The organism is Candidatus Allofournierella excrementavium (genome assembly GCF_048526665.1).
Lineage (GTDB): Bacteria > Bacillota > Clostridia > Oscillospirales > Ruminococcaceae > Allofournierella_A > Allofournierella_A excrementavium.
Genome location: NZ_DBGFPE010000011.1, coordinates 1 through 3,058 on the forward strand (window position 1 = coordinate 1; position 3,058 = coordinate 3,058).

The following is a 3,058-nucleotide window of genomic DNA, read 5'->3' on the forward strand; positions in this document are numbered from 1 at the left end:
AAGCCCAAGGAGGGATTGGTCAGCCAGTTGCTCCCCTTATTGTAGCTTAGGCACGAGATGGAGAGAAAGCCGGACTGGCTGCCCGGCTTTCCTGTCCAAATTTATTGTAATAGGAGGGACCCCCATGGAAGAAGTCATTTCCCGGGCAAAGGCCTGCGGCGAAGGAGAGGACGGCGAGCGCTGCGAAAAGGTGCGCGGCGCGCTGCCGCCGGACGAGGTGCTCTATGACCTGGCGGAGCTTTATAAAATTTTCGGCGACACCACCCGGGTCAAAATTCTTTACGCGCTGTTTGAAAGCGAGCTGTGCGTCAACGACATCGCCCAGTGCCTGTCCATGACGCCCTCGGCGGTGAGCCACCAGCTGCGCATCCTGAAGGCCAACAAGCTGGTGCGTTTCCGCCGGGAGGGCAAGACGGTGTTCTACGGGCTGGACGACGACCATGTGCGGGACATCATCGCCCTGGGGCTGGAGCATATCGCAGAATAACAAGGAGGAACGAGCCATGAAAAAGACATTCAAAATCGAAGTGGACTGCGCCAACTGCGCGGCCAAGATGGAACAGGCGGTGCAGAAGCTGCCGGGGGTGGAGAGCGCCACGGTCAGCTTTATGACCCAGAAGATGGTGGTGGAGGCCCCGGACGAGGGCTTCGACGCGCTGATGAAGCAGGTGGTCAAGGCCTGCCGCAAGATCGAGCCGGACTGCGAAATTTATCTGTGAGCCCGGTTTTTGGGGGGAGGGAGCGTTCTTAAGATGAACCGCAAACAAAAACGGATGCTGGCGCGCATCCTCGTGTCGGCGGCGCTGCTGGCCGCGCTGCAGTTCGTGCCCGCCGAGGGGCTGCCGCGGCTGGCGCTGTACCTTGTGCCCTATCTCATCATCGGCTACGACGTGCTGCGCCGGGCGGTGCTGGGCGTGGTGCACGGCGAAGTGTTCGACGAGAACTTCCTGATGGCGGTGGCCACCGTGGGCGCGCTGGCGCTGGGGGAATACGGCGAGAGCGTGGAGGTCATGGTGTTCTACCAGCTGGGCGAGCTGTTCCAGAGCTACGCCGTGGGCAAGAGCCGCCGCAGCATCGCCGCGCTGATGGACATCCGGCCGGACAGCGCCAACCTTGAAAAAGACGGCGCGGTGGTGACCGTGAGCCCGGAGGAAGTGCAGCCGGGCCAGATCATCGTGGTGCGCCCGGGCGAGAAGGTCCCGCTGGACGGCCGGGTGGTGGAGGGCGTTTCGGCCCTGAACACCAGCGCCCTCACCGGCGAGAGCCTGCCCCGGGACGTGGCCGAGGGGGACGAGGTCGTCAGCGGCTGCGTCAACACCACGGGCCTGTTGCGGGTGGAGGTGACCAAGCCCTTCGGCCAGTCCACCGTCAGCCGCATTTTGGACCTGGTGGAAAATTCCAGCATGAAAAAGGCCAAGGCCGAGAACTTCATCACCCGCTTTGCCCGGTGGTACACCCCGGCGGTGTGCATCGGCGCGCTGGCGCTGGCGGTGCTGCCGCCTCTTTTCCTCGGCGGCTGGGGCGAGTGGCTGCGCCGCGCGCTCACCTTCCTGGTCATCAGCTGCCCCTGCGCGCTGGTCATCAGCGTGCCGCTGGCCTTCTTCGGCGGCATCGGCGGGGCCAGCCGGGCGGGCATCCTGGTCAAGGGCGGCAACTATCTGGAGGCCCTCGCCAGCACCCGCACCGTGGTGTTCGACAAGACCGGCACCCTCACCCAGGGCGTCTTTGAGGTGGCCCGGGTGCTGCCCGCCCCCGGCGCGGAGGAGAGCCGCGTGCTGGAGGCCGCGGCCCTGGCCGAGCAGTTCTCCAGCCATCCCATCGCCCTCAGCCTGCGGCGGGCGGCTGGCATCGAAGCTGCCCCCGACCGGGTGAAGGAGGTCACCGAGACCGCCGGCCACGGCGTGACCGCCTTGGTGGACGGCGTGCCCACGGCGGTGGGCAGCGCCCGGCTGATGGAGCAGCTGGGGGTGGCCTTCCGGCCGGTGGAGGGCGCGGGCAGCGCGGTGTATGTGGCCCAGAACGGCGAGTTTCTGGGCGGCGTGCTCATCAGCGACAAGGAAAAGCCCACCGCCAAAGCGGCGGTCAAAGCCCTGCGGGACGGCGGCGTGCGCACGGTGATGCTCACCGGCGACGGCGAGGCCGCCGCCCGCCAGACGGCGGCCAGCCTCGGCATCGACGAGGTGCATGCCCAGCTGCTGCCCGGCGACAAGGTGGCCTGCGTGGAGCAGCTGCTGGCCCAAAAGCCCCGGCGCACCACCCTGGCCTTTGTGGGCGACGGCATCAACGACGCGCCGGTGCTCAGCCGGGCGGACGTGGGCATCGCCATGGGGGCCATGGGCTCGGACGCGGCCATCGAAGCGGCGGACATCGTTTTGATGGACGACGACCCGGCCAAGCTCAGCCTTGCCATGAAGGTGGCCCGCAGGTGCCTTGCGGTGGTGCGCCAGAACATCGTCTTCGCCCTGGCGGTCAAGTTCGGCTGCCTTGCCCTCGGCGCCTTCGGCCTTGTGGGCATGCAGGCGGCCATCTTCGCCGACGTGGGCGTGATGGTGCTGGCGGTGCTCAACTCCATGCGCACCCTGGGCGCGGCGAAAAACTGAACAGAGCGCACGGCGGGCGGCCCTTGGAGGCCGCCCGCTTTTTTTGTGAGGCGAAAGCGGACCCGGCCGAGGCAAAGCCCGGTTTTCCCCACGTAGTGCGCATCAGAGCGGACATTTTCCTTCGTCGCGGAAAATGTCCGAAATGGAGCGTGCGGTGGGGAGAAACCGGGCGGAGCTTTTTCGCAAAGCTGGCCGTCTCTTTGTCCGGGCGGCGCTGTGGTCCGGGGAGCTTTGCGCAAGGTGGCCGCGTCACTGTCCGCCGCCGCACGCGGCGTTTCGGACACTTTGCCCTCAAGCCGGGCAAAGTGTTCGCTCCGAGGCGCACTACGCGGCGGCAGTGCCGCGTCTGGCTCGGCCGGCATCGGGCGGCGGACGGAGCAAAACGGGCCAGAGCGCCGCCCTGACTTGCCGTCGGTCTCTTTGTCCGGGCGGCGCTGGGGGCGGGGAAGTCTTGCGCG

At 67.0% G+C, this 3,058-nt stretch carries 3 protein-coding genes; all 3 read left to right on the forward strand.

Annotation, left to right across the window (positions count from 1 at the left end):
* Positions 1 to 124 precede the first annotated feature (124 nt).
* The 3 genes from ACMI1Q_RS03405 to ACMI1Q_RS03415 are packed head-to-tail and all read left to right on the forward strand — an operon-like array spanning position 125 to position 2,600.
* Positions 125 to 487: an ArsR/SmtB family transcription factor gene (locus tag ACMI1Q_RS03405; RefSeq protein WP_177522138.1), complete on the forward strand. Its 363-nt coding sequence runs from the start codon at positions 125 to 127 to the stop codon at positions 485 to 487.
* Positions 488 to 503: 16 nt separating this feature from the next.
* Entirely contained in the window at positions 504 to 719 is a 216-nt protein-coding gene (locus tag ACMI1Q_RS03410; RefSeq protein ID WP_394967775.1) for a cation transporter, read from the forward strand.
* A gap of 33 nt (positions 720 to 752) precedes the next feature.
* A complete protein-coding gene (locus tag ACMI1Q_RS03415) occupies positions 753 to 2,600 on the forward strand; it encodes a heavy metal translocating P-type ATPase (RefSeq protein ID WP_419502812.1) in 1,848 nt (615 codons plus the stop codon).
* Positions 2,601 to 3,058: the final 458 nt, after the last annotated feature.

What these genes read in the sequence shown, in the direction of transcription:
- ACMI1Q_RS03415 (WP_419502812.1), top strand. Translation starts at nt 753, where the DNA reads ATGAACCGCAAACAAAAACGGATGCTGGCGCGCATCCTCGTGTCGGCG.
- ACMI1Q_RS03410 (WP_394967775.1), top strand. Translation starts at nt 504, where the DNA reads ATGAAAAAGACATTCAAAATCGAAGTGGACTGCGCCAACTGCGCGGCC.
- ACMI1Q_RS03405 (WP_177522138.1), top strand. Translation starts at nt 125, where the DNA reads ATGGAAGAAGTCATTTCCCGGGCAAAGGCCTGCGGCGAAGGAGAGGAC.